The sequence below is a fragment of the Marinitoga hydrogenitolerans DSM 16785 genome (assembly GCF_900129175.1).
GTDB classification, from domain to species: Bacteria; Thermotogota; Thermotogae; order Petrotogales; family Petrotogaceae; genus Marinitoga; species Marinitoga hydrogenitolerans.
Genome location: NZ_FQUI01000023.1, coordinates 1 through 23,235 on the forward strand (window position 1 = coordinate 1; position 23,235 = coordinate 23,235).

Annotated in this window: 25 protein-coding genes and 4 tRNA genes; 16 read left to right on the plus strand and 13 right to left on the minus strand. The window is 27.5% G+C overall.

Features of this window, described 5'->3' with window-relative positions:
- Positions 1-35: 35 nt before the first annotated feature.
- From BUA62_RS07105 to BUA62_RS11510, 5 genes are all read right to left on the minus strand, one after another.
- A tRNA-Met gene (locus BUA62_RS07105) sits at positions 36-112 on the minus strand.
- Between the two features lie 10 nt (positions 113-122).
- Positions 123-199, minus strand: a tRNA-Met gene (locus BUA62_RS07110).
- A 33-nt stretch (positions 200-232) separates the two neighbouring features.
- A tRNA-Leu gene (locus BUA62_RS07115) sits at positions 233-321 on the minus strand.
- Between the two features lie 71 nt (positions 322-392).
- A complete protein-coding gene (locus BUA62_RS07120) occupies positions 393-1,148 on the minus strand; it encodes an ATP-binding cassette domain-containing protein (protein WP_072864935.1) in 756 nt (251 codons plus the stop codon).
- A 5-nt stretch (positions 1,149-1,153) separates the two neighbouring features.
- Entirely contained in the window at positions 1,154-1,327 is a 174-nt protein-coding gene (locus tag BUA62_RS11510; protein ID WP_159429507.1) for a hypothetical protein, read from the minus strand.
- Between the two features lie 259 nt (positions 1,328-1,586).
- Between BUA62_RS11510 and BUA62_RS07125 the strand changes: the two genes are divergently transcribed.
- Positions 1,587-1,674: transfer RNA gene (locus tag BUA62_RS07125), tRNA-Leu, on the plus strand.
- 46 nt (positions 1,675-1,720) lie between these two features.
- Here BUA62_RS07125 and BUA62_RS07130 read toward each other — a convergent pair.
- Genes BUA62_RS07130 through surE form a run of 5 tightly spaced genes read right to left on the minus strand, consistent with a single transcriptional unit; the run spans position 1,721 to position 5,166 of the window.
- Complete coding sequence (locus BUA62_RS07130) at positions 1,721-2,713, minus strand: lysylphosphatidylglycerol synthase transmembrane domain-containing protein (protein ID WP_072864936.1); 993 nt, start codon at positions 2,711-2,713, stop codon at positions 1,721-1,723.
- Position 2,714: 1 nt separating this feature from the next.
- The gene (locus tag BUA62_RS07135) at positions 2,715-2,930 is read right to left on the minus strand and encodes a heavy-metal-associated domain-containing protein (RefSeq protein WP_072864937.1); all 216 of its coding nucleotides are present in this window, start codon (positions 2,928-2,930) and stop codon (positions 2,715-2,717) included.
- A 1-nt stretch (position 2,931) separates the two neighbouring features.
- A complete protein-coding gene (fmt, locus tag BUA62_RS07140) occupies positions 2,932-3,876 on the minus strand; it encodes a methionyl-tRNA formyltransferase (protein ID WP_072864939.1) in 945 nt (314 codons plus the stop codon).
- The gene (gene def / locus BUA62_RS07145) at positions 3,873-4,403 is read right to left on the minus strand and encodes a peptide deformylase (protein WP_072864941.1); all 531 of its coding nucleotides are present in this window, start codon (positions 4,401-4,403) and stop codon (positions 3,873-3,875) included. The genes fmt and def overlap by 4 nt, the downstream gene beginning before the upstream one ends.
- Positions 4,387-5,166, minus strand: a complete 780-nt coding sequence (surE, locus tag BUA62_RS07150) for a 5'/3'-nucleotidase SurE (protein ID WP_072864943.1) — start codon at positions 5,164-5,166, stop codon at positions 4,387-4,389. The genes def and surE overlap by 17 nt, the downstream gene beginning before the upstream one ends.
- Positions 5,167-5,436: 270 nt before the next feature.
- Here surE and BUA62_RS07155 point away from each other — a divergent pair, with 270 nt between their 5' ends.
- The 5 genes from BUA62_RS07155 (at position 5,437) to BUA62_RS07175 (ending at position 12,314) form a co-directional block, all read left to right on the plus strand.
- Positions 5,437-7,374: a hypothetical protein gene (locus tag BUA62_RS07155; RefSeq protein WP_072864945.1), complete on the plus strand. Its 1,938-nt coding sequence runs from the start codon at positions 5,437-5,439 to the stop codon at positions 7,372-7,374.
- Positions 7,375-7,378: 4 nt separating this feature from the next.
- Positions 7,379-8,470, plus strand: coding sequence for a BMP family lipoprotein (locus BUA62_RS07160; RefSeq protein ID WP_072864947.1), 1,092 nt, complete (start codon positions 7,379-7,381; stop codon positions 8,468-8,470).
- Between the two features lie 301 nt (positions 8,471-8,771).
- A complete protein-coding gene (locus tag BUA62_RS07165; RefSeq protein WP_072865007.1) occupies positions 8,772-10,316 on the plus strand; it encodes an ABC transporter ATP-binding protein in 1,545 nt (514 codons plus the stop codon).
- A complete protein-coding gene (locus BUA62_RS07170) occupies positions 10,291-11,367 on the plus strand; it encodes an ABC transporter permease (RefSeq protein ID WP_072864949.1) in 1,077 nt (358 codons plus the stop codon). Before BUA62_RS07165 ends, BUA62_RS07170 begins: the two co-directional genes overlap by 26 nt.
- The gene (locus BUA62_RS07175; RefSeq protein ID WP_072864951.1) at positions 11,364-12,314 is read left to right on the plus strand and encodes an ABC transporter permease; all 951 of its coding nucleotides are present in this window, start codon (positions 11,364-11,366) and stop codon (positions 12,312-12,314) included. Before BUA62_RS07170 ends, BUA62_RS07175 begins: the two co-directional genes overlap by 4 nt.
- Before the next feature lie 52 nt (positions 12,315-12,366).
- Here the strand turns inward: BUA62_RS07175 and BUA62_RS07180 are convergent, their stop codons facing one another.
- The 3 genes from BUA62_RS07180 to BUA62_RS07190 all read right to left on the minus strand — a co-directional run bounded on the left by BUA62_RS07180 (position 12,367) and on the right by BUA62_RS07190 (position 14,353).
- Positions 12,367-13,263 carry a DUF4097 family beta strand repeat-containing protein gene (locus BUA62_RS07180; protein WP_072864953.1) on the minus strand — a complete coding sequence of 299 codons (897 nt, stop codon included), beginning with the start codon at positions 13,261-13,263 and terminating at the stop codon, positions 12,367-12,369.
- On the minus strand, positions 13,260-13,637 hold the full coding sequence (locus BUA62_RS07185) for a DUF2089 domain-containing protein (protein WP_072864955.1): 378 nt from the start codon (positions 13,635-13,637) through the stop codon (positions 13,260-13,262). Before BUA62_RS07185 ends, BUA62_RS07180 begins: the two co-directional genes overlap by 4 nt.
- 125 nt (positions 13,638-13,762) lie before the next feature.
- On the minus strand, positions 13,763-14,353 hold the full coding sequence (locus tag BUA62_RS07190; protein WP_072864957.1) for an isochorismatase family protein: 591 nt from the start codon (positions 14,351-14,353) through the stop codon (positions 13,763-13,765).
- Between the two features lie 187 nt (positions 14,354-14,540).
- On the opposite strand from BUA62_RS07190, the gene BUA62_RS07195 reads away from it, so the two are divergent.
- The 10 genes from BUA62_RS07195 to BUA62_RS07240 all read left to right on the plus strand — a co-directional run bounded on the left by BUA62_RS07195 (position 14,541) and on the right by BUA62_RS07240 (position 23,235).
- Positions 14,541-15,689: a pyridoxal-phosphate-dependent aminotransferase family protein gene (locus BUA62_RS07195; protein WP_072864960.1), complete on the plus strand. Its 1,149-nt coding sequence runs from the start codon at positions 14,541-14,543 to the stop codon at positions 15,687-15,689.
- A gap of 1 nt (position 15,690) precedes the next feature.
- Positions 15,691-16,620: a D-2-hydroxyacid dehydrogenase gene (locus BUA62_RS07200; RefSeq protein WP_072864962.1), complete on the plus strand. Its 930-nt coding sequence runs from the start codon at positions 15,691-15,693 to the stop codon at positions 16,618-16,620.
- 82 nt (positions 16,621-16,702) lie between these two features.
- Complete coding sequence (locus tag BUA62_RS07205; RefSeq protein WP_072864964.1) at positions 16,703-16,885, plus strand: ferredoxin; 183 nt, start codon at positions 16,703-16,705, stop codon at positions 16,883-16,885.
- A 181-nt stretch (positions 16,886-17,066) separates the two neighbouring features.
- The gene (gene minD, locus BUA62_RS07210) at positions 17,067-17,891 is read left to right on the plus strand and encodes a septum site-determining protein MinD (protein ID WP_072864966.1); all 825 of its coding nucleotides are present in this window, start codon (positions 17,067-17,069) and stop codon (positions 17,889-17,891) included.
- Positions 17,892-17,896: 5 nt separating this feature from the next.
- Complete coding sequence (locus tag BUA62_RS07215; protein ID WP_072864968.1) at positions 17,897-18,187, plus strand: hypothetical protein; 291 nt, start codon at positions 17,897-17,899, stop codon at positions 18,185-18,187.
- A 9-nt stretch (positions 18,188-18,196) separates the two neighbouring features.
- Positions 18,197-18,595: a secondary thiamine-phosphate synthase enzyme YjbQ gene (locus BUA62_RS07220; protein WP_072864970.1), complete on the plus strand. Its 399-nt coding sequence runs from the start codon at positions 18,197-18,199 to the stop codon at positions 18,593-18,595.
- Between the two features lie 76 nt (positions 18,596-18,671).
- Positions 18,672-19,934: a cyclic nucleotide-binding domain-containing protein gene (locus BUA62_RS07225; RefSeq protein ID WP_072864972.1), complete on the plus strand. Its 1,263-nt coding sequence runs from the start codon at positions 18,672-18,674 to the stop codon at positions 19,932-19,934.
- Positions 19,935-19,952: 18 nt separating this feature from the next.
- Positions 19,953-21,230, plus strand: a complete 1,278-nt coding sequence (locus BUA62_RS07230) for a cyclic nucleotide-binding domain-containing protein (RefSeq protein ID WP_072864974.1) — start codon at positions 19,953-19,955, stop codon at positions 21,228-21,230.
- A 9-nt stretch (positions 21,231-21,239) separates the two neighbouring features.
- Complete coding sequence (locus BUA62_RS07235) at positions 21,240-22,244, plus strand: glycosyltransferase family 4 protein (RefSeq protein ID WP_072864976.1); 1,005 nt, start codon at positions 21,240-21,242, stop codon at positions 22,242-22,244.
- Positions 22,228-23,235, plus strand: coding sequence for a lysylphosphatidylglycerol synthase transmembrane domain-containing protein (locus BUA62_RS07240; RefSeq protein WP_072864978.1), 1,008 nt, complete (start codon positions 22,228-22,230; stop codon positions 23,233-23,235). The genes BUA62_RS07235 and BUA62_RS07240 overlap by 17 nt, the downstream gene beginning before the upstream one ends.

The window sequence follows — 23,235 nt, forward strand, 5'->3', positions numbered from 1 at the left end:
TATAAATAAAAAAAGCAGCCAAATGGCTGCTTTTTTGGTGGCGGCGAAGAGACTCGAACTCTTGACACTGCGGGTATGAACCGCATGCTCTAGCCAACTGAGCTACGCCGCCATAAAAAAAATGGTAGCGGGGGCAGGATTTGAACCTACGACCTTCGGGTTATGAGCCCGACGAGCTACCAGACTGCTCCACCCCGCACCGCATATGTTGTAGTACAGAGTAAAAATAAAATGGTGCCGAGGGTGGGACTTGAACCCACACGAGTGTCTCCACCCAACGGATTTTAAGTCCGCAGCGTCTGCCAATTCCGCCACCTCGGCATTCCCATTTCTTCCTTATTTAACCGTATTTATTTTATCATCTTTTATCCTTTTTGTCAATACTTTCTTCGTTACAAGTTTTTAAAATTATTTTGTTTGAAATTAATAATAAATTCCTTTGGTATTGAATCAAAAACAATTTTTCCTTCTTTCAAAACAATAATTCTATTACATATATCAAGATATCTAAATAAATTTCTTGTTGCAAATATCAAAATTCTATTTTGATTTATATCTAATATAACATCCTTAATTTTTTTCAATAAAACATCATCTATATGATCCAAAATAGAATCAAACATAAATACTTTAGGGTTTTGTGCTAAAGAAACAAAAAGTAATAATGATAATTTATCAGCACTTGACCAATTTGATAAATCATTATAATATTTTAAACTTTTTAAATCTATAAATTTATCCATTAAATCTAATTTTTTTAATAAAGAAATATGTTCATATGATAAATTCTGTGGAGTAATCCCCAACGAAACTTTTAATAACTCTTTTAGTGATATATAATTTAAATTTTGCAAATATTGAGGTTCAGTATATGTTATATTACTTCTTAAATATCTTTTATCCTGTTCTCTAACATCTTTACCTCTATATTTTATATCCCCTTTTCCATACACGTTACTAAATAATTCTTCATTCAAGTGAACAAAAGAACGCAACAAAGCAGATTTACCGGAATTCCTTTCCCCATAAATCAAAACAGATTCATTATTGTATAAATTTAAATTAATTGATTTCAATACTTCTCTATTATTCATATATAATGAAAAATCTCTTATTTCAATAATAGGTTTCTCTTCTTCAAAATACATGCAATTCACCCATTATTTTTTAATTCTTCTTTTTTATTTTTAGAGTTAACATTTTGAATGGAATTAAAGAATCTTTTCTTTGTAAAATTTTCTAACTCTTCCTCATTTTCAATATCTTTTATCTGTTTTAAAAAATCATATTGTGACAAGATATTTATTTTATCTGTTTTGTATTCCATCAAAACACCTCCTTATCTTATAATAATACAAAAATATATACATGATTTTGAAAGAATATTTATTTTACCAACACTATTTGTAAATTTTTTATTATTTCTCAAAAATATAATATTATATGAACGTTTAAATTTAATAGTTTTAAGGTTTGGATAATAAATAATAAATAATACATCACAACAACATTACTTGTTGTTGTGAAAAGCTTTTTAAAATTACTCTTGACAAAAATAAAAAGTTGTTGTATAATATTGAAGGCTTGCCGAGGTGGTGGAATCGGCAGACACGCATGGTTGAGGGCCATGTGGGAATTTATCCCGTGCGGGTTCAAGTCCCGCCCTCGGCACCAATTAAAAAAGGGAAAACCTATTTGTTCAAAGGTTTTCCCTTTTTCTTTATTTTTTTAACTTTTTAGGTGTTCTATGATTCAATACTACCACTATTCCACCTATTATCAAAACATAATAGTAAGTTATAAATCTCCATAAAACTAAAATCGCGCTCATCTTTTCAGGGGTTAACATATCAGAAAACACTAAATAAAATATACCTTCAGCACCACCTGATGTCCCTGGTGTTGGTATAATTGATGAAGTTACTTGTGTTATTAATGATTTAAAAATCAAGTTTAATGTGCTATTATAACTAAAACCTTTTAAAACAATTGGTAAAATAAGAAATGAACAAGAAAATTGCAAAACACTCAAAAGAAATATAATAATTATTTTTCCTAACTTTTTTGATTCTAATTTAAATACATCTATAAACACCTTTACTTTTGAAATTATTTCATCTGTATATTTTTCTGGATTTTTTAATACGCCAATTTTTTTTAGAGCTTTTACAAAAAATAGTGTAGTATTGATGGCAGCTTTTTGATTAATTACATAAAATATTATCAAAAAAACCGCTAATGAATTCAATAATATACCTAAAATAATACCTGTTGTAATTGTAGATGAAAAATGATAAAAAGAATATATTGCTGCTATAGTACCTAAAAATGCCATATTTATCTGGAAAATAAACGTTTTAAAAAGAATGGTTGCTGTAGCTTTTCCAGGATCGATACCATATTTTGAAATATATAATATTTGAAATGGCTGACCTCCAGTATAAAATGGAGTTAAATAACTATAAAATTGGCCTATTAGTGTGAAATTTAATGACTGTTTTAAAGAAATGTTTTTTAATAATAACTTTATTACCAAACTTTCAATAAACCATTTGGTTGTAATTAATAAAAATCCGTAGAATAAAAATATATAATTGTACCCAAAAAAAGATTGGATACTGTTTGTAAATCCTATTGTTACTGAAATTAATATAAAAACTACTGCTGTTGCTATTAATGCAAACAAAAAACCATATAAATATTTTTTTTTCATATTAATATTTTAATTCAAATCCCTTTGTTTTTAATTTATTACTAATTTCTTCTCTTGATATTTTTTCATCATCATATGTTAATTCAACTGCTCCAAATGCTTTTTCTACCTTGAATTTTATAATTCCATCGATTCCCTTTAAAATTTCTTCTATAATTTCAGCATCTTTTTCGTTTTTATATCCCTTTATCATATACATATTAAATGTTTTTGCCATTTTACTCACCCCTTTTTATATTTTTTAATATATCTCCAATTTTAATTTTTCTTCCGTTAAAAGCATCAATTATATTAACTGCTTTTTTTCCTGGAAATTGAATCTTTCTTATCTTTATGCTACCTTTTCCAGTAGAAACCTCTGCGCCAGTTTTATTTATATTTAGTATTTTCCCAGGGATATCTGTTTCAATACTGCCCAAAGAAACATCAAACAACTTAATAATTTGCTCATTTAATAAGCATTTAGCTCCCGGAATGGGATCATAAGCTCTGATTTTGTTAAATACCTTTTCGTTAGATTCGAACCAGTTGATATACGTATCTTCCACAGATATTTTATTTGCGTATGTTGCTTTTAAATCATCTTGGAAAATTAATTTTTTTGTATATTTTTCAAAATTAATTAAGAACTCTAATAAAGATTCACTTCCTATTTTAGCTAATCTGTTGTATAAACTTTCAAAATTATCTTCTAAATATATAGGAGTTTCTTTAATATATGCTATAGGTCCAGCATCTAATGCTTCTACAATTTTAAAAATAGAAATTCCTGTTTTTGTTTCTCCATTTTCTAGGGCTCTTTGGATAGGAGCTGCCCCTCTATATCTCGGTAATAATGATGCGTGAACATTCCAACATCCTAATTTTGGTAAATTAATAACATTTTTCTTTAATATTTTACCATAAGCTACGGTAATTATTATATCAGGATTCAATTTTTTTAATGCTTCAAATCCAGATTTAACATTTACACTTTTTGGTTGGAAAACTGGAATATTATTTTCCTGAGCAATAATTTTCACTGGTGTAGGTAAAAGTTTTTTTCCTCTTCCTTTAGGTTTATCTGGTTGTGAAAAAACCCCTACAATATTAAAATTATTATCTATCAATTTTTTTAAATGTATAGCTGCAAAATCAGGTGTCCCCATAAATACTATTCTCATTTTATTTCTAACTCCCCCAATTCTTTTGCTAATTTTCTTCCTTCTTTCATTAAATCTTTTATTTTACCTTTAACTTTAGCTTTTGTTGCTGTACTTACTTTATCAATAAATAAAGTTCCGCCAAGATGGTCATATTCATGTTGAAAAATCCTTGCAGTATATTCATGTAATTCTTCTTCAATTTCTTCACCATTTTCATTGGTATATTTTACCCTAATACCTTCAGGTCTTTTCACATTTAAAAATATGCCTGGTATACTCAAACACCCCTCTTCAAATATAACCTCGTCACCTAAAAATTCCAAAATTTCTGGATTTATTACTTTTCTTAAGTTTTTTCCATCATCCATTATAAAAAATTTTTTACTAATACCAACTTGTGGTGCAGCTAATCCGACACCATCTTCTTTATACATAACTTCTGTCATTATATCTAATAACTCTCTAAATTTATCATCTATGTTTTCAACTTTAGTTGCTTTTTTTCTTAAAACAGGATCTCCTATTATCCTAACCTTTAAATCCATTGTTTTCCTCCTCTATATTTTTTATTAATTTATTCATATAATCATAATCTGTTAAAAAAGATTTAATAGGTGTTATTGAAACATAATTTTCTTTTAAAACAAAATAGTCTGAATCTTCTGCATTATCATCTTCTATTATTTCTCCTAACATCCAATAATATGTATTTCCATAGGGATCTTTTCTTGGTTCAAAATAATCTTTATATCGCCTTTTACTCTGTCTGGTAATTTTATATCCCCTAATCTCAGAATAATCTACATTAGGAACATTAATATTCAAAGCACTAAATTCAGGCATATTAATAATACTATTATTTTCTAAAAAATCCAAAATAAATTTTGCTGCCGTTTTATAATTAGGATTTTGATAGTTTGCTGATGAAATTGCTATTGATGGATATCCATTTAACGAACCTTCTAGTGCTCCAGAAACAGTTCCTGAATATAATAAATCTGTACCTAAATTTGGACCTTTATTAATACCACTAATTATTATATCAAACTTTATATCTTTATATATAGCTTCCAATCCTAACTTAACACAATCTGCTGGAGTTCCATTTACAGCATAACCCAAAAACTCATCATTTAAAAATATTTTCTTTGCCCATAATGGGTTCCTAATTGTAATTGCATGACCTGTAGCACTTCTTTCGACATCAGGAGCTACCACATAAACATTATATTTTTTTTCCAATTCCTTTTTTAATATAAAAATTCCTGGTGCCATAATTCCATCATCGTTTGTTACAAGAATATTCATAATATCACCTCACGTTTACAATTTAAAAAAGATATACTAAAAATCTTTCTAAGCTATATTATTATACCATTCAAAGTTTAAAAAAGAGGATTAGTTGCTTTAAACTTTGAAGAAATATATTCTGAGAAAATTAATACCGTATATTTAGTAAAAATTGTTATTTATATAACTTGAAAATTTAAAAAAAATATGATAATATCCTTATGCAGTTTTTTGAGTTATTATGCTATAATATAATCACAGTGATGAAAATTTTTAGGAGGTGCTTTTGTGAAAAAGATTGGTTTATTAATAGTATTTTCTTTTATAGCTTTAAGCATATTTTCTTTAAATATGTCTGAAATAAAAAATTCTTACGTGAATTATATCGAGCAGTATAACAATCATTCAGAAGAACTTCAATGGTTTTTTGAAGAATTGAAAAATATGGGATTGTATAAATTTTATAAAACTCAAATGGTTGGGAGTGCTGAATATACTGATAGGCCATCATATATTTCAAAACACCTTTCCTCTATCGCAGAAGAGCATAAATTTACTTCTTTAGAAAATGAAATTGCATTTGCTGGTTTTCTCGCTTATGTTCAAAGCGATTTGGCCGGAAAGTCTTTAAAAGAAGAGACTATTAGATCGTTACCTGCATTTTATTTAGCTTTAGAAGAATATTCAAGTTATTTACAAGATACTGGTTTTTTATACATAAAAAACACTATTGCTTATTCTCTTGGTTTGGTAAAAGAAACTCCAAATCAATCATTAACAAAAGTAAGAATGAAAAACAGACGAGCAAAGTTAGAAGCACCTGAATACTATATCTATGAAGGAAGTCCTGATCCTTTCTTTGATGACATTATAAGTAAAAATAAGGAAATACTTGAAAATGGAATAAAAGAAATTTCTACAATGAAAATAACAGGTGAAGATTTAGAAATTGAAATAGATGATCTTGCTTCACAGGTACTATCGTTTGTTCCAGATACCATAAGAAACGATACTTTAGAAGTTATAAATATTTTTTTAAATAATGCTGAAATTAAGAAAAGCAAAAGTTGGATCCGTTTTGTTGTGTATTTTATCTTAATTATATTAATTTATTTTTTGAAAAACAAAAATTTTTATCAATGGCTATTCTTAGGTATAGCTATTAGCGAAATCGTTTATATATTAAATTATTTTGATTTTTCAAAAGACATAATTACTGCTTTTATATATGGTTCTTTTTTAATTTTAGCTTTTTCTTTGATTTTGATTACGATGTTCTTCCAAGCATTCGGTAGAAATGTACATTGGTTAAAAAGAATAATAAATATTTCTTTAATTGTATTATTTGTATTATTAATGAATATTCCATTGTTTAAAAATATTGAAGAAATAAAAATGGAAAATAATACTGGTTTCCATAATTCTATTATGCAAAAGACTTTATTGAATGATGTCCTGGTTTATCCATATACGTTTGTAAACAAAGATGTTGCTTATATTGGTTCTCAACTTTCTGCTGAATATTCTGATGTCAGAAATTTATATAATTCTGCTTTAAAAAAGTTTTTATTAGATTCAGGTAAAAATAAAATATTAGATTATTTAAATTTTGAAGATGGAAGAGTTTCTATCGACTTAATAAAAGAAGGAATGTATATTGAAAATTATGAAGTTTATTCAAAATTAACTGATAACTTCAAAAAATATATAGATGATTTTGAAAAAAATTCTCAAAAAAGATATGATAATATCAATAAAGGATTAGAACAATATAATGAGAATGTGATTAATATTCTTAAATATTCAGATGAAGATTTTAAAGAATTATTACAAAAAACATTAGAGTCAAAACTCATAAAATCAAGTGTTTTAATAAATTATAAATCTAAATTATTAGATGTATTTTCAAAAAATATGAATTTCTCTATTAATGTTAAACCAATGATTACTGATTGGGGAACAAAGGTGTTATTACTTTTAATTTTAGGCTTTTTATATTTCTTTTTAAATGAAAAATTGCCATTTAAAATAATTGGATTAACGATTATGACTATTGCGTCTATTTTATCTTTTATAAAACCAACAACAATACATATTTTATCCGAATTTAAATATCCTGTTTTAAATGCTCAAACTTTTAGTGTAAACATTTTATTTGGTTTCATAATGTTGATATTTACCGCATTTAGCGGATTATTAATCATCAAATTCTATAAAGGGAGGTAAGGTTATGAAGAAAGCTGTACTTTTTGTTTTATTATTGACATTAGTTGTTTCATCTTTTGCTTTCAAAGTTATTATGGTAACAGACGTAGGGGGTTTAGGAGACAAATCATTTAATGACGGTTCATGGGCTGGCGTTTTAAAAGCAAAAGATAAATATGGAATTGACGTTCAAGTTATTCAATCTAAAGAGCAAAGTGATTATGTTGATAATTTATCAAATGCTGCAAAAGAAGCCGACGTTGTTATTGCTGTTGGATTTATGATGAGTAACGCATTATTTGATGTTGCTCCACAATATCCAAGCACGAAATTTATAGGTATCGATATTGCTCCTTCAGAAGGCGGAAATGTACCTAAAAACGTTCAATTATATTTGTTTAAAGAACAGGAATCTGCATTTTTCGTAGGATATTTGGCAGCTGCTATGACAAAAACAGGAAAAGTTGGATTCATTGGTGGTATTGCTATTCCTCCAGTTGAAAGATTTAGATATGGTTATGTAGCTGGAGTTAAAGCTTACAATGATATTTATGGTGAAAATGTTGAAGTTGTTGTAGGATATACAGAATCATTTACAGATGCAGCAAAAGGAAAATCAATGGCATTAGCACAATATGCTGAAGGTGCAGATATTATTTTTGCAGCAGCTGGTGCTTGTGGAAATGGTGTTATTGATGCAGCAAAGGAAAAATCATTAAAATTATATGGAATTAATGCAGATGCTGATTTAGCAGAAGTTATTGATGCATATTATGAAAAAGGTGAAGGATATTTTGCAATTGGTGTTGACTCAGATCAAGATTATATGGCACCTGGATATGTGTTAGCAAGCGCTCTAAAAAGAGTTGATAATGCATCTTACTACGGTGTTAGAGACGCATATAGAAACAGATTTAAAGGTGGTTTAGAAGTATTAGGCGCTCAAGAAGATGGTGTAAGTTTATCACCTATGAAATACACAAAAGGTTTAGTTTCTGCAAGAATATTAGCTGAAATAGAATACTTAAATTATGCAATAAAAACTGGATTATTAGTAGTTCCTGATAATGAAAATGATTTAAATAATTTCTCTGTTGATGTTGAATTTCCATTTTAATTTGAATTAAAATTAGAAATAAATTTAGGGGCGGGGTATTCCCGCCTTATTTATAAATTTTAGAACTTTAATAATTTGTAAATATCAAAAAAAATTGGTATTTACAAATTATTAAGGTGTTTTATTAATTACGGATTGTATATAAATTTTAAAATGAAATTCTCACAAAATTTTTATCTATTGATGAATATTTTATTTATATATTTCATATAAATTAGTTTTTTAAAGATATTAATGTTAGGAGGTGTAAAAGTTGAGTATAGATTTATCTTCCATTAATAAAAAGGAATATGCTGTAATAATGAAAGATATTGTTAAGCAATTCCCAAAAGTATTAGCTAATGATCATGTTAATTTTTTTGTAAAAAAGGGAGAGGTCCACTCAATTATTGGTGAAAACGGTGCAGGAAAATCTACATTAATGAATCAATTATATGGTTTATACACACCAACTTCAGGAGATATTTATATCTTGGGTGAAAAAAAGGTATTTAAAGGACCTGGTGATGCTATTAGAAGCGGTATTGGTATGGTCCACCAACATTTTATGCTGGTAGATACTTTAACTGTTGCCGAAAATATTGTATTGGGTTCAGAACCTAAAACTGGAATGATTTTTGATCTTAAAAGAGCTAGAAAAGAAGTTAAAGAACTTTCTGAAAAGTATGGATTATTTGTTGATGTTGATGCAAAAATTGAAGATATTCCTGTTGGAATGCAACAAAGAGTTGAAATTTTAAAAACTATTTATAGAGGTGCAGAAATACTTATATTAGACGAACCTACAGCTGTTTTAACTCCACAAGAAACTGAAGAATTATTTGGAATTATTAGAAAATTAAAAGAAGATGGTAAAACTATTATTTTCATTTCCCATAAACTTCATGAAGTTATGGAGATAAGTGATAATATTACTGTTATGAGATTAGGGAAAGTCACCGGTAATGTTGCTGCAAAAGATACAAATGCTAGGGAACTTGCAAATATGATGGTTGGTAGAGAAGTTGTATTGAGAATTGAGAAAAAAGAAAAGACTCCTGGTAATGTTGCTGTAGAAGTTGAAAATTTATGGGTTAAAGATAATAGAAATCTTGAAGCTGTAAAAGGTATTAGTTTTAAAATAAGAAAAGGCGAAGTTTTAGGTGTTGCTGGTGTTGCTGGTAATGGGCAAACTGAATTAGTTGAAGCTTTAACAGGTTTAAGAAAAATAGAAAAAGGTAAATATATATATAATGGTGAGGATGTTACGAAAAAAACTGTTAGAGAGTTGAGAGAAAGAAATATTGGTCATATCCCAGAAGACAGATATAAATATGCTATGGTAAAGGAATTTCCAAATTATTATAATTTAATTTTAGGAAAACATTATAAAGAGCCTTTTGCTAAAAATGGTTTCTTAAATCATAAAGTAATTAATAAAAATGCGGATATTTTAATAAAAAGGTTTGATGTTAGACCACCGGATGGAACAATACCAACTGGAAATTTATCTGGAGGAAATCAACAAAAAGTTGTTATTGCGAGAGAAGTTAGTTTTAATCCTGAATTTATCGTTATTGCCCAGCCTACCAGAGGGTTGGATGTTGGTGCTATTGAATATGTTCATAAGGAAATTTTAAATCTTAGAGATAAAGATGTTGCTGTATTGTTAGTTTCTATGGAATTAGAAGAAGTATTATCTCTTTCTGATAGAATCATTGTTATGTATGAAGGTGAAATTATGGGTGAAGTTAAACCTGAAGAAGTTACAATTGAAGAGTTGGGTTTAATGATGGCTGGTCATAAAATTGAAGATATAAAACTTGAAGAAAAGCTGGCACATGGAGGGGATTCAATTGAAAATTAAACTCTCAAAAAAAACTATGAGTATTTTAGTTCCTGTAACAGCAGTAATCATTGCTTTATTTATTGCAGCAATTGTTATATTATTAATAGGTAAAAATCCAATAGCTGCATATTGGGTTATGTTACAAGGAGCTTTTGGTGGAAAAGCTGCATGGGCTGCAAATATTTCTAAAATGATGTCACTTGTTTTAACTGGGTTGGCTGTTGGATTTGGATTTAGAGCAGGAATATTTAATATTGGTGCTGAAGGACAATTGATGATGGGTGCAATTTTTGCTACATTTGTAGGAATAAATTTAGGTAATGTTTCTCCCGCATTTGCTATACCTATCACTATGTTAGCCGGAATTTTAGGCGGAGCATTTTGGGCTTCTATTGCTGGATATTTAAAAGCAATGACTGGAGCTCATGAAGTTATTACAACAATAATGCTTAACTGGATTGCTGTATATTTAACTAATTATTTTGTAGTTGGTCCTTTGGCTGTTGGTCAAGGTGTTCCAAAATCTCCTGAAATAGCTCAAAGTGCTCAATTACCACCATTAATGACTGTTCAAGCAAATACTTTACCCTCTGGAATAATTGTTTCAATAATTGCTGCAATTTTAGTTTATATACTATTAGAAAAAACTACAACTGGATATGAAGTTAAAGCTGTTGGTTTTAATCCATATGCTGCTGAAGCTGGTGCTATATCATTAAGTAAAAATATAGTTTTAACAATGGCTATTAGTGGGGCTTTAGCTGGTTTAGCTGGTTCTATGGAAGTTATGGCGATTCATCATAGAATTTTTGGTGATTTTAGTGGTGGTAAGGGTTTTGATGGTATATCTATCGCATTAATAGGTCAAAATAATCCTATTGGTATTATTTTTGCTGCATTCTTAATATCTTCATTAAGAACAGGATCTAATGCTATGCAATTCGCAAAAGTTCCTGATGATATAGTTACAATTATTCAAGGTATTATTATCTTCCTTGTAGCAGCTGATAGAATAGTTAGAACCTTAATAATGAAATTTGCTTCTCCTAAAGGTGGTGAATCTAAATGAATGTTTTTGAAGCCATAATATATAGTTTTTCCACACCTATATTTTATAAATTAATGCTTATGAGTGCAACTCCTTTAATTTTTGCTGCATTAGGCGGCGTTTATAGTGAAATTACTGGTGTTACAAATATCGCTTTAGAAGGTATAATGAAGATTGGCGCCTTTACTGCTGTAGTGTTTACTTTTTATACGGGAAATCCCTGGTTAGGACTTTTAGGAGCCATTGTCTCCGGTATAATGTTAGCTTGGTTACATGCTTATGTGTCTATAAGATGGAGCGCTGACCAAATCGTTAGTGCTACTGCCTTAATTCTTATTGCATCAGGTTTGTCTGCTTTTTTAATGGAACCAATTTTTGGTCATTCCGGACAAACAGATTTTGTTGCGAAAATACCAAAAGTAAAAATTCCTGCCGTTCAAGATGTTCCATTTTTAGGTCAAATTTTTGATGAAATGAGTATTTTTGTTTATTTAGCTTTTATTGCTGTCGCCTTAAGTTGGTTTTTAATATATAAAACTCCTTTAGGATTAAGGATGAGAGCTGTTGGTGAAAATCCTAAATCCGCTGATACTTTGGGTGTCAATGTTTTTAGAATTAGATATTTTGGTGTTTTAATGAGTGGTGTTTTAGCTGCTTTTGCTGGTGCATATTTGAGTATTGGAGAGTTAGGACAGTTTCAAGAAAATATGCCTAGTGGTAAAGGTTTTATTGCATTAGCTGCTATGATTCTTGGTAATTGGAATCCAGTTGGTGCAATGTGGGCTGCATTATTATTCGGTGCTTCAGATGCTTTAAATATCCAATTACAATCAATTCTTGATATACCACCTGAAATGAAAGCTTTGCTTAATTTATTACCATTTGTAATTACAATAGTTGTTGTTAGTGGATTTGTTGGTAAAACAAGACCACCAGCTGCTGATGGTATTCCTTACGAAAAAGAATAATTTAAAAAAGCTCCAGATTCTTTCTGGAGCTTTTTAAATTAATAACAAATTGTCATTTTTCTATATTCTCTTTTAAAAATATCTCTGCATCTTCTTTTGTATAACCAACATTTTCAAGTAATTCAACAGCAAATTCTTCACTAATTTTTTTTGATTTTAACAATTCTAAAATCTTTCTTTCCTCTGGTGTAAAAAGTTTTGATTCTATATTTGTCTCTGTAGTCTTTTTTTCTTTATTTTTATGTTTTTCTTCTTTTTTTGATTTTATTGTTAAATCTCCACTAACACTTTTAAAATTAATAAATCTTTTTTCTGAAATCCCTCCAACTTTTAATGGTATATTTGAATGAATTTCACCTGATAGTGATGAATCCTTTGTTATATTTATCTCATCATTTCCTAAAACAAATAAATCGATATCTCCCGAAACAGTCTTTATTGAACATGCAAAGTCACTATTTAAATAATCTATCTCACAATCTCCTGATACTGTTTTTACTTTTATGAAATCTATTATAGAATTAGATGTTTCAATATCTCCACTGGTTGAATTATACTCTAAATGTTTGATTTTCGAATTATATATATTTATATCTCCTGATACTGTTTTTAAAAATAATTTTTCAAGAGAAACATCGTTTAAAGTAATATCACCACTTACTGAATTAATATTTAAATCAATAATATCATTGTTAATCTTCAATTTTGCATCTCCATGAGAAAATGAATTAAAAGAAAAACCTAATATCTTCGATATAAAAGAATTTGAATTTTGTTCTATTTTTAAATACCATATTCCATCTCTTACATAATTTTCTATTTTTACATTTTCAGGAAAATCTTCATACTCAAAAACAACATCTTTATTATACAAAATATCAATATCTATATTTATAAAGTCTAAAAAAATACCTTTAACTTTTTTTTCAGGAACTAAAATACCATTCATTTTTCTCCCCTCTCTCCCCTTAAAATTTCTTTTGCTTCCTCAGGTGTTAATTCTCCTTTTTCTATTTTTTCAAGAATTTTTAAGGTGTCAATATTGGATTTTTCCTCTGAAAACCCCATTGCTCTAACAACACCTTCTAATCTTGCTTTTGCTGTAGGATAAGATATTCCAATTTCTTTTTGTACATCAGAAAGATTTCCACGATTTTTAATAAAAATTTTTAAAAAATATAATTGTTCATCTGAAAGTCTGGCGAAATCATCTAAATAAAAACTTCCACGAATAGTAACATCACATTCTGGACATTTAAACTCTGAAATGATCAATTCTCCTCCACATACAGGACAACGAGTTAACCTATTATTTTTTTTCATAAATCCATCTCCTTTTTAAGCTTTTTGTTATAATAAAATAATACCACTTAACTTTAAAAAAGTCAAGTGGTATTTACTATTTTTTTATCTTTAAAAGAATATTTTTTAAAATAACTAAATTTTGATTAAATAATTTTCACTTCATCATTCAATTTTTCTATTTCCAATATTTCTTTCATGTTTTTTTCATTAACACTTTTTATGTAATTTTCTAAGACTATAATATTAAACTTTTTTTCCAATGCCGTTTTTATTGTTTCCAAAACACATACATCACCTGCTAACCCTAAAACAGCCAAATTCTTTATATTATTCTTTCTTAAATAATTTTCTAATTCTGTTGGTGCTTTAGAATTAAAATCTTCATAAAATGCTGAATAACTGTCTGTATTTTCAGTAGTTCCTTTTTTTATAAGAAAATCATAATGCGAAATAAATAATTCATTTCCAAATGTGTTTTTAACACAATGTGGTGGCCATATTTTAAAAGAAATATGTTTTTTAGGATGATCATCCTTACTTGCAATTATTTTATATTTATTCTTTTTTGCGTAGTTTAAAAAATCATTTACAGAGTTTATCCATTCTTCTGTTGTTCCTTTTACTGGTAATTCATCTGAACATCTTAATGTAAACCCATTTTGACAATCTACACACAATATTGCTGTATCTTCTGGATTATATCCAAGTTTTTTTAATTTTTCTATAATATCCATTTTTTTCACCTCCAAAAAAACTTTATATATTTATTATACTATAATACTGAGAAAATGATAAATATGATGAAAATCTTTTCATTATCTACATGAAATTGCTATTATTTAACATTATAGAAGGTTTTTTAAGGATAATAAGTATGGTATAATCACATAGGGAAATAATAATTTCAAGGAGGGTGATAACATGGCAAAAATGATACGAAAGAATTATTTATTAGCACCTGGACCAACTCCAGTTCCAATTGATTTACTTTTAGAAGGAGCAAAAGACACAATTCATCACAGAACACCTCAATATTTAGAAATTCAAAAAATAGCTTTAGATGGTGCAAAATATATTTTTAGAACTGAAAATCCTGTTTTTATTTTATCTTCTTCAGGTACAGGTGCCATGGAAGCTGCAGTTGCTAACACATTAACACCTGGTGATAAAGCTATAGTCGTTGTTGCTGGTAAATTTGGTGAAAGATGGATGGAAATATGTAAAGCATATGGTATAGAACCTATTGTTGTAGATTTAGAATGGGGAGACTACGTAAAACCTGAAACTATAAAAGAACTATTGGAAAAAAATCCTGATACAAAAGCTGTTTTTACAACATTGAGTGAAACATCAACTGGTACAGTACATCCAGTAAAAGAGATTGCTGAAGTAGTCAAAGATACAAATGCTATTATTGTTGTTGATGCCATTAGCGGTATGTTAGCACAACCATTAGAAATGGATAATTGGAATTTAGATATAGTAGTTACAGGTGTTCAAAAAGGATTCATGATGCCTCCTGGTATTGCCTTGATAAGTGTAAGTGAAAAGGCATGGAAGGTTATTGAAGAAAATAAAAATCATCATTATTATTTTGATTTAAAGGCATATAAAAAGAAATATCCTGATTCACCATATACACCTCCAGTTAATTTAGTATACCAATTAGCTAAATCTGTTCAGATGATCGAAGATGAAAGTATTGAAAATGTTTGGGAAAGACATAAAATTATGGCAGACGCTACAAGAGCTGCTGTCCAAGCTATGGGATTAGAGTTGTTTGCAAAGAGACCTGGAAATGTTTTAACCTCTATTAAGGTTCCTGATGGTGTCGACGGTGGAAAAATTTTAAAATACTTAAGGGATGAAGAAGGCGTAACATTTGCTGGTGGTCAAGCGCATTTAAAAGGGAAAATAATTAGGATTGCACATTTGGGATATATGTCAAAATATGATGTTATCGTAGGAATTTCTGCCTTAGAAATGGCTTTAAAGAAATTTGGATTTAATGTTGATTTGGGTTCTGGTGTAAAAGCTGCACAAGAAGTATTCATGAAAGAGGGTGTTTGATATGTGGATACATATTAATGATCCTTTAGCCGAAGAAGCTACAGAAAAATTGAAGAATGCTTTACCTGAAGCTAAGATTACTATAGAACATTTTGAAAAAGAAGAATTAAAAGAAAAGATAAAAGATTTCGATATTCTAATTATAAGAAGTGCTACAAAAGCAACTAAAGATATCATTGAAAATGGAAAAAATTTAAAATTAATTGCCAGAGCTGGTATGGGTTTAGATAATGTTGATTTAAATGCAGCGAAAGAAAAAGGTATTAAAGTTATTAATACTCCAGGAGCAAATTCTTTATCAGTTGCTGAATTAGTTGTTGGGTATATACTTTCCATATACAGACATATTGTAACAGGAACAGTTACATTAAGAGAAGGAAAATGGGAGAAAAAGAGCTTAAAAGGATTTGAATTAACAGGAAAAACTCTTGGAATTGTTGGTTTTGGGCATATTGGAAAATTAGTACGAAAATTAGTTACTGGTTTTGATATGAAAGTTTTAGTTTTTGATGTTTTTGAAATTCCTGAAGAAGTCCAAAAAGAAAATAACGTTAAGCAGGTTTCTTTTGAAGAACTAATTAAAAATTCTGACATAATTACATTACATGTTCCTTTGAATGAGAAAACAAAACATTTAATCTCAGAAAAAGAATTTGAAATGATGAAAGATAATGTTGTTTTAATCAATGCTGCACGTGGTGGCGTTGTTGATGAAAAAGCACTATTGAAATATTTAGAAAACGGTAAGGTTTTAGGAGCAGGTTTAGATGTTTTTGAGACTGAGCCTCCTATTTCAGAAATTCAAATGAAATTATTAAATCATCCTATGGTTGTTGCGACACCCCATATTGGTGCAACAACAAAAGAAGCTCAAAGAAGAGTTGGGTTGGAATTAGTAGATAAAATTGTAGAGATAGCAAAAAATATGTAATTTGTTAAATTCTTTTAATATACTTTGAGAATTTTTGAGTTATAATATTAGTGATTATTCTCAAGAGATGGAGGTGTTTAGGGTGAAAGTATTTGTTGATCAAGATGCATGTATTGGATGTGGCGTATGTGAAAACTTATGTCCAGACGTATTTAAATTAAATGATGAAGGTAAAGCAGAGGCATTAGTTGCTGAAACAGATTTACCTTGTGCACAAGACGCAGCAGATTCTTGTCCAACACAAGCTATTTCAATTGAAGAATAACATAAAGGTCGGCCATTAAGGTCGACCTTTTCTTTGTCTTACATAAAAAAATAATTTGAAAAACAAAATAATCTAAATAAACTAAAAAACCAATTCTTTAATTGGTTTTTTAGTTTTGATATTTTAAAAAAATGTTGTATAATATGTAATGAAATTTAAATATACTTTTGGAGGGGGCATTATGAAAAAAAGCAAAGTAATTGTAATAACTTCTGGAAAGGGGGGCGTAGGAAAAACTACAATCTCCGCTAATATTGGAGCTTCTTTGGCACTGATGGGGTACGATGTATGTTTAATTGATGCTGATATTGGTCTTAAAAACCTGGATCTGGTTTTAGGGTTGGAAAATAGAATTGTTTACACAATACTTGATGTAATTAAAGGTGGAAAATCTCCATTAGATGCTATTGTTAAACATAAACAAATTAAAAAATTAAATTTACTTGCTTCTTCACAAATTGCTAATAAAGATATGATATCCCCTGAAGATATGAAAATGATTGTGAATGAACTTTCAAAACATTTTGATTATGTTATTGTTGATTCTCCTGCAGGTATTGAAAGAGGTTTTAAAAATGCTGTTGTTGCTGCTCAACACGCTATAGTTGTTACAACACCTGAATTAACTGCAATAAGTGATGCTGATAGAGTAATTGGGCTATTAGAAAATGAAAAATTTGGTGAAGAAAATATTTCTTTAATCGTCAATAGAATAAAATTACATATGATAAATAAAAATGAAATGCTTTCTCCCGAAGATATCAGAAGTGGTTTAGCTGTTGAATTATTAGGGGTTGTTCCTGATAGTGAAGAAATAATTATTGCAACAAATAAAGGTATTCCAATTACTCTTGAAGATAATTCTAAAATTTCAAATATATTTATGAATATTGCTCAGCGAATTGCTGGAAAAGAAAATCCTATAGAAAATGATTTTTCTCTTTTAAAAGATGATTCAAGAAAAGGTTTTATGGGATTCCTGCAAAAGATGTTCGGTGGCAGGTGATTTGAATGGGTTGGTTCAATTTTGGTAAAAAAAAGGCTAGTAGAGATGTTGCATTAAAAAGAATGCAAAATTTAGTTGGAAATAGAAGAGAAAATATTTCAAACATTTCTATAAGAGAAAGAGGAAATGTTGCTGTTGCTGAAAGATATAATGTAAATATTAATCCTAATGAGATATCAAAAGTTATTAGAGATTATGTTAGGAAAAAAGCAAAAATAGATGGTAAAAATGTAAAGATTCATATTAGTAAGGATGAAAATGGGTATACTATAGTAACAAATATTTTTTTCAGGTGAGGTGGTTAAATGTTAAAAGAGTTTTCTATTTCAACTTCCCATAGAAATGAATTCGTTGATATCACTCATCTTATACAAAATTTTATAAGTGAAAGTAAAATACAAAATGGAATTGCTGTAATATTTGTCCCACATACTACAGCTGGAGTTACTATAAATGAAAATGCAGATCCATCAGTAAAGAAAGATATGAATGAATTTTTGAATAAACTAATACCTAAAGAACCTTTTTTTACTCATTTCGAAGGAAACTCCGACTCTCATATAAAATCTACATTGGTTGGACCATCTCTAACTTTGATAATCAATAATAACAATATTTTATTGGGAACTTGGCAAGGTGTTTATTTTTGTGAATTTGATGGTCCTAGAAAAAGAAAGTTTTTTGTTAAATTAATACGTGAATAAACGGGAACCCCTTCCCGTTTTTTTTATATTGATTTTATCAATTTAATAGAGTATAATTTAAAAGGGAGGGGGAATTATGGAAAAATTAATTTTTTTTGAAGAAGAAACTATTCAAGAAGAAAATGGTGAACCTATAGGACTTATTATACTAAAAAAAGGTGCTTTACTATGCCAGTCACATTTTTGCAATTATAGGAAAATATATATCAATAAAGGTATTTTTTCAGAAGAATTTCTTTTCCAAATGAAAGTTAATGAATTTTTATCGAATATTAGAAATAGTGAGATATTATTACTTGACAATTTAAAAGAAGCTAATGAATTTTTAGCAAATAATAGCGAATTATTAAAATTTGCTATTGAAAAAAGAATAAATATGTTAATTAAAATGAATGAAAAAATTTCTTTGAAATTTACAAAATTAGATGAAGTTTTTTCATATACAAAAGAAGAAACCAAAAAATTTTTTAAACATATTTATAGGTATAATTGGAACCATTTTAACGATAAATTTATTCAAAATTATATTTTGGCAAGAGAGAAAATTTTGGAAGATGAATATGAGGACGCATTTGAAGTATTAAATAAAATAAATTTAAATGAAATAAAGGATAATTTTTTTAAAGCCGAAATAGATATATGGAAAATATATTGTACTAATTTTTTTAACACAAAAAAAGCCCATAATTTATTTGATAAAATACATTTCAAGTATGATTTTCTTGACTCTTTATTTTCTTTTAAAATATTGAGAAAAACTTTATTTGACGAAAACTTAGATACTATTTATAAAACTTATTTAAAAAAAGGGTATCTAATCCCCTCGAATACTGTTTTATTCTATGAAAAAGAAGATGGCGATTGGTCATTTTTAATATTAAGTGGAAATGTTTATGTTTCAAAATTTGTAGATGAAAAAACAGAAATTTTATTAAATATTTTAACTGAAGGCGAAATTGTTGGTGAAATTGCTGTTTTACAAAGCATTAAAAGAACTGCTACTGTTTTTACTAAAACTCCATTACAAATGATTTTAATCAATTCAGAAAATTTCGAAAGTTTAATAGAAGAAAGTTATTTATTAGGTAAAAACATATTAAAAGCACTTATCAATAGAGTTGATTTTCAAAAAAGTTTAGCAAAACAAAATACTTTAACAGAAAAAGCATCTTTATTAATAAAAAAGTATTCCATAAAAAGATTAAATAGTTTGCATTTAACCCCTTCACAATTTATAAATTTATTTGGAATTCAAGAAAAGATTGATGATTTTTTTTCTGAAATATTATTAAATAAAATTGCCACTTTAAGACCTGATGGAACACTTTATTTTAAATAAATATATGGAAGTGATTATATGAAAGAAATTTTATATGCTCCTGATAAAATACTCATAAATGAAGGAGATTTAATAAATGATTTAATATTGTTGAAAGAAGGAAAATTAGAAACTTTTTCAAATTTTTGTAGTCATTCTTCAATAGAAACTAAAGGTATATTTGGTTCTGAAATGATCGTTTCTGAAACAAAATCTTTCGAATCAATTCGAGTTATTGAAAATAGTAGGGTTATACATATAGAAAAAGAATTGGTAGAGAAATTTTTACTTTCAAATTCTCATTTAATTATACATTTAATTCAAAAATATATAATCAAATTAATATCTTTAAATAATAAAATATTTGGAGACACCCTCAGAAAAAGCGGCAAGAATGAAAATACAATTGACAAGAACCTTACAAAAGAAGATTTATCAAAAAAATATTTAAAAAAAGTGAGAAGAAAAAATTTTTATCATATTAATGATGAACAATTAATCACATATAGGATTGCACGAAGTTTGTTTAATCACGGAAAAATAAAAGAAGCCTTAAATGAATTTAAAAAAATCCAATATACTAATTTTGGTGTGTATTTTCAAGCTGAAATTGAAACCTGGAAATACTTATGTATGATTTTAATTTATCCAGAAAAAAAATATTATTTAGAAAAAACTTTAAAAGAAAAATATCCTTTTATTAAAGAACTTTTTTCTTTTATGATTTTTGAAAGTATTATAACAAATATGCCATTATCCAAACCACTTATAACTTACTTAAAAAGTGGGTATTTAATTCCCGCTAATACAGTTCTTTTTTATGAAGGTGAAGAAGGAGATTGGGCTTTTATGATTTTGACTGGAAATGTTAGAGTTTCACAATTTACCCCTTCAGGAGAGCGATTATTAGCTATTTTATCAAACGAAGAAGTTGTCGGGGAAATATCTTGTTTCAAAGAAGTTCAAAGAACTGCTACTGTTTTTACTTCTACTCCTTTACAAGGCATAATAATAGAAAAAAATAATTTAGATGAATTAGTAAATAGTAATCCTGCTTTTGGATTAAAAATTGTAAAAAACTTAATTAAAAGATTAGACTTTGAACGTTTTTGGCATTCACCGTTATCTTTTGAAGAAAAGTTAAACTTTATGATAAATAAATATGGTAAAAATATATTGAATAAATCCCAATTAAAAATTGAAGAAATCAGGGAACTTTTTAGAATTTCTAACAAAAAAAATAACGAACTAATAAATTATTTATTTAAATCTAATATTGCAACCTTAAGAGCTGATGGTACTTTAAAATTCATGTAGGAGGTAATAATGAAAGTATTACTATTTTCAGAAGGAAAAAATTTATTTAAAAAATCTGGTGTTGGAAAAGCTTTAGAACATCAAATGAAAGCTTTAGAGTTAGCTGGTGTTGAATATACACTAGATCCAAATGATAAATATGACATAGTTCATATAAATACAATAGGGTTATTAAGTGAAAAAGTTTTAGATAAAGCAAAAAAAAATGGAAAAAAAGTTATAGTTCACACACATACAACATATGAAGATTTTAAAAATAGTTTTATATTTAGCAATTATTTTGCCCCTATAATAAAAAAAAGATTAATCAGAATGTATTCTAAAGCAGATATGCTTATTTCACCTTCTTTATATACAAAAAAATTGATTTTATCATATGGTATAAAAAATAAAATTGAAGTTGTTTCAAACGGTGTAGACACAAACAAATTTAATTGTCAAAAAAAGTCGAAAAAAATTTTTAAAAAATATTTTAATATAGAAAAACCTTTGGTATTATCGGTGGGTTTACCTTTTGAAAGAAAGGGTATTATCGATTTTTATAAATTAGCAGAAAAGTTACCTTTTTATGATTTTGTTTGGTTAGGAGCAAAATTAAATGTTATTCCTAAAAAGATAAAAAAGTTATTAAATAATAAATTACCAAACCTAAAATTCCCAGGTTTTGTTTCCGAAGATTTATTGCTTGCTGCTTTTTGTGAATCTGATGTTTTTTTGTTTCCAAGTTATGAAGAAAATGAGGGAATTGTAGTTCTAGAAGCATTATCTTCTAAAACTCCTCTGATATTAAGAGATATTCCTGTATATGATAATTGGTTGTCTCATGGAGAACATTGCTTAAAATCTAGAAATTTAGATGATTTTATGAAAAATATCAAATTAGTTATTAATAATGAAATCGATATAAAAAAAATGGTTGATAATGGAAGACGTATTGCAGAAGAACGTGATTTAAAAAAGATTGGTGTTATGCTAAAATATATATATGGTGAGATTTATGAAAGAAAAGGTTAAAAATATTATTGGTATAATATCTTCAATTATTATAGGACTATTTGTTATTCTATTTATTCAAAGATTTTATAATACTGATATATTAAGTGAAATAAAAAAAATAAAAATCTACGATATCATTATAGTTTTTTTTATATATTTTACAGGATATATAATTGATTCTTTAAGATATTTTATTATAATAAAACAATTTAATAGAAAAATTGGTTTTCTAAATCTATTATATAACAACGTTATGGGATTATTTTTTTCCTCAATAACTCCGTTTGCCGCAGGTGGCCAACCATACCAAATTTATCATTTGAATAAACATGGCTTAGACATAGAACATTCAACGAATATTGTTGTCTCGCGCTTTATTACTACTATGTTTTTAAATTTAACAATTGCTATTCTCTCATATAAAAAAGTTATCAAAGCTTTATACGGTACAACATTTGAATCTGCATTAATTAATTTAGGTTTAATTATTTCTGCAACTATAACTATTTTAATTTTAATTGTTTTTTCAAATTCAGAAATTATAATAAAGCTTTTAGATCTATTAAAACTAAAAAAAATTAAAAAATTAAAAAATAAATATATTGAATGGTCAAAAAATTTAAAAGATAGTATTAAATTTTTATGGAATGAAAATTTACATATAATGATTTTAGATATCATTTTAAATTTAATAGTACTATCTCTACAGGCTTATTCTCTTTTTTATTTATTCACAAAATATGCTTATTTAAATATATCAATAGATAATTTTTTAATAGTTTTTGGAACTATGATGTTATTAAATATGGTTGTTTATTATATTCCTACTCCAGGGGCAAGTGGAACAATTGAAGCTTCTTATCAACTAGTTTTTTCTTCAATATTAAAAATTCATAAAGGTGTCCTTTTATCTATTGTAGGCTGGAGATTTTCAACTTATTATTTACAAATTTTATTAGGGATTATTTTCCGAACTTATGTGAAGCTTTTTATTAAAGAAAGCAAATAA

Bases quoted from the DNA above. Each gene is read 5' to 3' on its own strand.
- BUA62_RS07120 (WP_072864935.1), bottom strand. From the start codon at position 1,148: ATGTATTTTGAAGAAGAGAAACCTATTATTGAAATAAGAGATTTTTCA.
- BUA62_RS11510 (WP_159429507.1), bottom strand. From the start codon at position 1,327: ATGGAATACAAAACAGATAAAATAAATATCTTGTCACAATATGATTTT.
- BUA62_RS07130 (WP_072864936.1), bottom strand. From the start codon at position 2,713: ATGAAAAAAAAATATTTATATGGTTTTTTGTTTGCATTAATAGCAACA.
- BUA62_RS07135 (WP_072864937.1), bottom strand. From the start codon at position 2,930: ATGGCAAAAACATTTAATATGTATATGATAAAGGGATATAAAAACGAA.
- fmt (WP_072864939.1), bottom strand. From the start codon at position 3,876: ATGAGAATAGTATTTATGGGGACACCTGATTTTGCAGCTATACATTTA.
- def (WP_072864941.1), bottom strand. From the start codon at position 4,403: ATGGATTTAAAGGTTAGGATAATAGGAGATCCTGTTTTAAGAAAAAAA.
- surE (WP_072864943.1), bottom strand. From the start codon at position 5,166: ATGAATATTCTTGTAACAAACGATGATGGAATTATGGCACCAGGAATT.
- BUA62_RS07160 (WP_072864947.1), top strand. From the start codon at position 7,379: ATGAAGAAAGCTGTACTTTTTGTTTTATTATTGACATTAGTTGTTTCA.
- BUA62_RS07165 (WP_072865007.1), top strand. From the start codon at position 8,772: ATGAAAGATATTGTTAAGCAATTCCCAAAAGTATTAGCTAATGATCAT.
- BUA62_RS07170 (WP_072864949.1), top strand. From the start codon at position 10,291: ATGGAGGGGATTCAATTGAAAATTAAACTCTCAAAAAAAACTATGAGT.
- BUA62_RS07175 (WP_072864951.1), top strand. From the start codon at position 11,364: ATGAATGTTTTTGAAGCCATAATATATAGTTTTTCCACACCTATATTT.
- BUA62_RS07180 (WP_072864953.1), bottom strand. From the start codon at position 13,263: ATGAATGGTATTTTAGTTCCTGAAAAAAAAGTTAAAGGTATTTTTTTA.
- BUA62_RS07185 (WP_072864955.1), bottom strand. From the start codon at position 13,637: ATGAAAAAAAATAATAGGTTAACTCGTTGTCCTGTATGTGGAGGAGAA.
- BUA62_RS07190 (WP_072864957.1), bottom strand. From the start codon at position 14,353: ATGGATATTATAGAAAAATTAAAAAAACTTGGATATAATCCAGAAGAT.
- BUA62_RS07195 (WP_072864960.1), top strand. From the start codon at position 14,541: ATGGCAAAAATGATACGAAAGAATTATTTATTAGCACCTGGACCAACT.
- BUA62_RS07200 (WP_072864962.1), top strand. From the start codon at position 15,691: ATGTGGATACATATTAATGATCCTTTAGCCGAAGAAGCTACAGAAAAA.
- minD (WP_072864966.1), top strand. From the start codon at position 17,067: ATGAAAAAAAGCAAAGTAATTGTAATAACTTCTGGAAAGGGGGGCGTA.
- BUA62_RS07215 (WP_072864968.1), top strand. From the start codon at position 17,897: ATGGGTTGGTTCAATTTTGGTAAAAAAAAGGCTAGTAGAGATGTTGCA.
- BUA62_RS07220 (WP_072864970.1), top strand. From the start codon at position 18,197: ATGTTAAAAGAGTTTTCTATTTCAACTTCCCATAGAAATGAATTCGTT.
- BUA62_RS07225 (WP_072864972.1), top strand. From the start codon at position 18,672: ATGGAAAAATTAATTTTTTTTGAAGAAGAAACTATTCAAGAAGAAAAT.
- BUA62_RS07230 (WP_072864974.1), top strand. From the start codon at position 19,953: ATGAAAGAAATTTTATATGCTCCTGATAAAATACTCATAAATGAAGGA.
- BUA62_RS07235 (WP_072864976.1), top strand. From the start codon at position 21,240: ATGAAAGTATTACTATTTTCAGAAGGAAAAAATTTATTTAAAAAATCT.
- BUA62_RS07240 (WP_072864978.1), top strand. From the start codon at position 22,228: ATGAAAGAAAAGGTTAAAAATATTATTGGTATAATATCTTCAATTATT.